The sequence below is a fragment of the Bellilinea sp. genome (assembly GCF_034432615.1).
Lineage (GTDB): Bacteria > Chloroflexota > Anaerolineae > Anaerolineales > Anaerolineaceae > Bellilinea.
Genome location: NZ_DAOUBL010000268.1, coordinates 1 through 4,575, shown reverse-complemented (window position 1 = coordinate 4,575; position 4,575 = coordinate 1). Strand labels below are relative to the sequence as shown.

Sequence of the window (4,575 nt, the reverse complement as noted above, 5' to 3'; positions counted from 1 at the left end):
GTCACCGTCCAGCGAGCGCACCCATGGGCTGCGCAGCGGCTGGCGGGTGCGTGCCGAAATTTCATCGGGAAAGGGAAATCCGCTGGCGTGCATGGGCAGGCGGTGGATGCCTTGCAGATGGGGGTTTTCCCAGTCAGGCGGAAGGGGTTGGGTCATGGGGGATACCTCATAGGTGAATCTGCGGAAACGGAATGATTATACCCAACCTTGCGCGATTTCCGCTCAAAACAGGACGTCAGGCTGCTTTTCCTGGTCTTTTCAAAGCTACTGTTCAGGAAAAACACTTCCGATGATTGACTTGTTATATTCTGGAATATATGATTATGATTAAACATGACGCGATCATGATTCAATACAATCCAGCGAGCGGTCGCTAAAAACTCTTTCTTCGGTCAGTTTTATGTCAATCATTCAGCATATTCGATCTCCCTGAGCATTCCAATCCGCGCTTTTGCGGGCTTATGATTTTGGCGGAGTGGGGAAATTTCAAAAGCGCCGATGGGTTTCGGTTCAGGGTTCATTAAAACGGGTCAATCCACGTGGAAGGTGGGGAATGAAGAACAAGTCCTTTTCCCTCTTTGGCTTACTATTTCTGGGTTTGGCGGTTATCGCTTTTTCTGTACTCGGGTTGATTTACCGCCTGCCGGATGCCGCAACGCAACTTTCCTTGAACGAACGCCCTGCCATGGTAACGATCCTTCATCCCTTGGAGGACAGCCGTTGGCCGGCGGATGCGTTCCTTCCGGTTGGCGCGCTGGTCATCTCCCCCAGCGAAATTAAGACCATCGAACTGTGGGCGGACGGCCGCCTGATCGGTACAAAGAGCCCAACCTGGAAGAACGGTCAGGTGCAGGCCGGCGCCCGGTGGCAGTGGATGCCGGGCAAATCCGGCGACCATACTTTGCTCGTTCGGGCTGCAGCCGCGAGCGGGGAAGTGGTATTCTCCAATCTGGTGCGCATTTATGCCGATCCGCCGGTGGGTTTCAACATTCTTGACTTTTCCCAACCAGACGAAAAGGGTAATCCCGCGCTGATTCCCGGCACGCCTTTGCAGCTGCCGGAGATGGGCGCTGCCGCGGTTCTGCCGCCGCAAGCGGCATCGCCAGCGCCGGAGAACAGCCCCAACCGCTTTACGCTCTGGATGGAACGCAACCTTTTTGCTCCCACAAAGCTGGCGGCTGCTCCTGAATTAGGCGCCAGCGCTGACGGCTGTAGCGTCAAACTGTATGTTACCGACCATTCGGAAGATGAAAGCGGTTTCTTCATTTACCGCGCCGAACCCGGCAGTTCCGCGTTTGAGCGCATGGCTGAATTGGGCAGCAGCCCGGGTGCGGGAATTTTTGAATACACCGCTCCCAATCAAAAAGGCCCATTGCAGTACTATGTTTCGGCCTTCAACGGCGGTGGAGAAGCGCCCAGCAATCCCATTCAGGTCGAATTTCAGGACGCCGATTGTCTGGCGGCAGAAGGCTCGACTTTTGACGGCAAAACCCTGACTTTGGCGCAGGAAGTTCAAGCGGCTTATTTCTACTACTCGGTCAATCAGCAGCCTTACAATCGCTATCCGAACCCGCCCAATCAATTTTTGAGTCCGGTCGGAAGCGCGCTGGATTTGTCAGATTTTCTGGAAGGGCTGGTCGTTTCCTCGCCGCAGCCGGTGCAAACGCTTGATTTGGAAATTTGGGGCTGGCAGAATGACTCGCTGCTGGCGCTCGGCCGGCAGCACATCGCCCTGAATTTTACCGACCTGAAAATTTGCAACCTGGGCAGCAACTGTACCGGCGATGTTGCCTCCACCTTCCGCTCGCATTACGGCAGCATTGCCTCAAACAGTGCGGATCAGGTTCGCGAATTTACCTGGGTGAGCAACGTTCCCGGCACGACCAACGCGCTGTGGCAGATTGCCTCCCAGCCCTTGGAGGGCAGCTTCCATCCCCGTCCGCCGGGTCTGCTGGCTTCCGGCTGTGTGCCGGGTGAGAAGGGAGGAAGTTTCACGGTGGATTTTGCCCATCTGGAACAGTATTCGCCGGCGTCATCAACCTGTGTTAAGAATTTCACTCCCTACTTTGAACACCTGCCGGTTGGGGTTTCCTCGCTTTGGAACCTTTTGCGGAACGAGGAACCCGGCACGCTTTATGCCCGCATCATCCCGATGAACGGCAACCAGCCCGCCGGCCGGCCGTCGAATATGGTGGTCATCCGCTACCAACCCGGCGAACCCACCGTTGAGCCGGTGATTCTCGACCATCTGCCCGATTCCTATCGGGTGGAAATCACCTCTTTTTCGCCCATCCAGTGGGGGGATGCAAAATTGTGGGGATGCGTGTATATCCGCAACCTGGATTACAATGCCCTCTGGAATTCGCTTCGGGAAGCGTTTCCCTCTGCCGTCAGCGACAGCATGGTGACGTCCATGGCGAAAAATTATACCGATCAGCTTTATCCGGCAATGGTCAATCACTGGCCGGTCTGCCCGGCGCCTTACCAGGAGGAGGATAAATCCTGGCTGGAAGAGGGAATTGAAGCAATCGGCGGTGCGCTGGAGGAAATTTGGAATTCGATCACCGAATTGTTCAACGAACTGAAAGCCAGTATTGTGGATGTGGTTGCAGAGGTGATCAATGCGCTGGGGATTGAATGCGGCCAGACCTGTAAAAGCAGGTTGATGACCGGTCTGGAAATCGGCATGACCTACTTTACCGGCATTCCGCCTTCTCTGCCGACCTTCGATGAGTTGAAAAACGCCGGTATAGATTACATGATTGATCTTGCAGCGTCGGAGGCCGGTATTCCCTGTCCGGAGATGTGCAAGAGCGCCATGCGTGACGCTCTCAATGAGGTGTTTGATACGTTTGAGAAGAGCCAGAGCCAGCCGGGTTGTGTGAGCGCAGATCTGGCAAAGGTGAACGGTAAATCTCCCCTGTGTTTACCGCCGGGTGTGGAAACCGAGGCCGTGCCGGAAGGAATCACACAGCCGGCGCTGGTGACGATGCGGGTGACCAACGTTCTGAAGGATACCCCCCTGTATCAGTACGAAAATCGCCCGGCCTATGTGGTGCGCTTGAAGGTGAAGGAGGTCAATCCGAACCTGGACGGCGAAACGCTGTACTACTCCTATAGATACTACAAAAATCCCAAAGGAATTCAAATCGGCAATCAGGAATTGATTCCATCTTCTTCTACCACGCAAACAGGCTATCTCTCTCTGGCAGTGCCCATCTCAGGGGAGATCAGCGGTTCGCCTTTCCAGAGTGAGAGTATTCCGCTGCCGGCGCTGGCAGCGGGTCAATCGGTGACCATACCGGTGCACCTGCGGCCCGCCTACGATTACCTGATTCCCCAGCACATCCTCGCGCTCCTGAACGAACTGGAAGCACACGGCTTAACTCTGGATGATGTGGGCGGCTGGTACGGCGGCTTGCCGCCGAATGATTGGGACTGCCTTTACAAATCGGGACGCATCTGGATCACGGCACAGCTGTACTGCCTGAGCACGCCCCCCGGATTGCCCGGACAGACCGCCCCCACGGCGGACTCTCAACTGGTGCCTTGCAGCGACGAGGTGGCTACCTGGTTCGCAACCGAACCAAGTGATGTCTGCGGACCCTGACGGCCGGGGCTTTTATGCGTGAAGACGACTAAATGCACAGGAGTCATGAAAAAATGAAAAAACGTTCCACTTTCATCCTGCTCAGCCTGATCTGGCTGGCGGCAGCCTGCAATTTATCTCCGACCGCTGCTCCGCCGACCGGCGTTTTGCAAACCTGGCTGGATGCGCCGCGCGACGGCAGCCAGCTGCCCCTTGCGCCTTACGAAGTCGTATTTCACGGCAGCAGCCCTGAAGGGGTTCAGCAGGGCGAGTTCATGGTCAACGATCAGGTGCAGGCCGCTCCGGTCAGCCCGCAAGCCGGCAACTCCCTGGTGACCTTCCGCGTCACCTGGATGCCGCCGGCGCCGGGTGAATATTCCTTGAAAGTGCGCTCTTTGAGCAAAAATGGTAGGTGGAGCGAATACGCCCAAGCGCACGTGATGGTTGCCGCCCCTTCCTCAACGCCGCTTCCGACTTTTACCCCTATCCCCACCATCACACCCACCCTAACCTTCACCGACACGCCCACCCTGACCGCCACCCCAACTTTTACCGACACCCCCACCTCCACCGCCACGATGATCACCTGGCTGTTCTCCAATTCTTCCTTCCCGGCGCAGGTCTTCAACGGAAGCTGCGGCGAAAATCAGATCACCTTCCAGGTCAAAGTTGCGCCGGCCGAGAATGTCGCGGGGATGCTGGTCTTTACCCGCTTCAGGGAATTGGACGGCAGCGGAGACAGCGGCTGGGATGCCGGTACGCCGATGTCCGCCCTTGGGGATGGGCTTTATATCCTGAAAATCGAAATCGCCAGACTTCAGGGGGCGGGCTCGTTTCCTTCTGCAAGGATAGGCTATCAATTCGTTGCCGCCGACCGCAGCGGGCAGGCGCTGAGCCGCAGCGCGGTCTATGAGGACATCACCACAGCCGACTGCGGGCGCATCCCCACCGTTTTTCAACTGCCGACCCTGCGCTTTTCTTTCAGC

Annotated in this window: 1 protein-coding gene and 1 pseudogene; both read left to right on the top strand. The window is 56.6% G+C overall.

Translation table 11 applies throughout. The annotated features are described in order from the left end of the window. Positions 1–553 precede the first annotated feature (553 nt). Positions 554–3,610, top strand: coding sequence for a hypothetical protein (locus VAE48_RS11890; protein ID WP_322793543.1), 3,057 nt, complete (start codon positions 554–556; stop codon positions 3,608–3,610). A gap of 53 nt (positions 3,611–3,663) precedes the next feature. After that, a pseudogene (locus VAE48_RS11885) lies at positions 3,664–4,575 on the top strand (hypothetical protein); the annotation flags it as partial.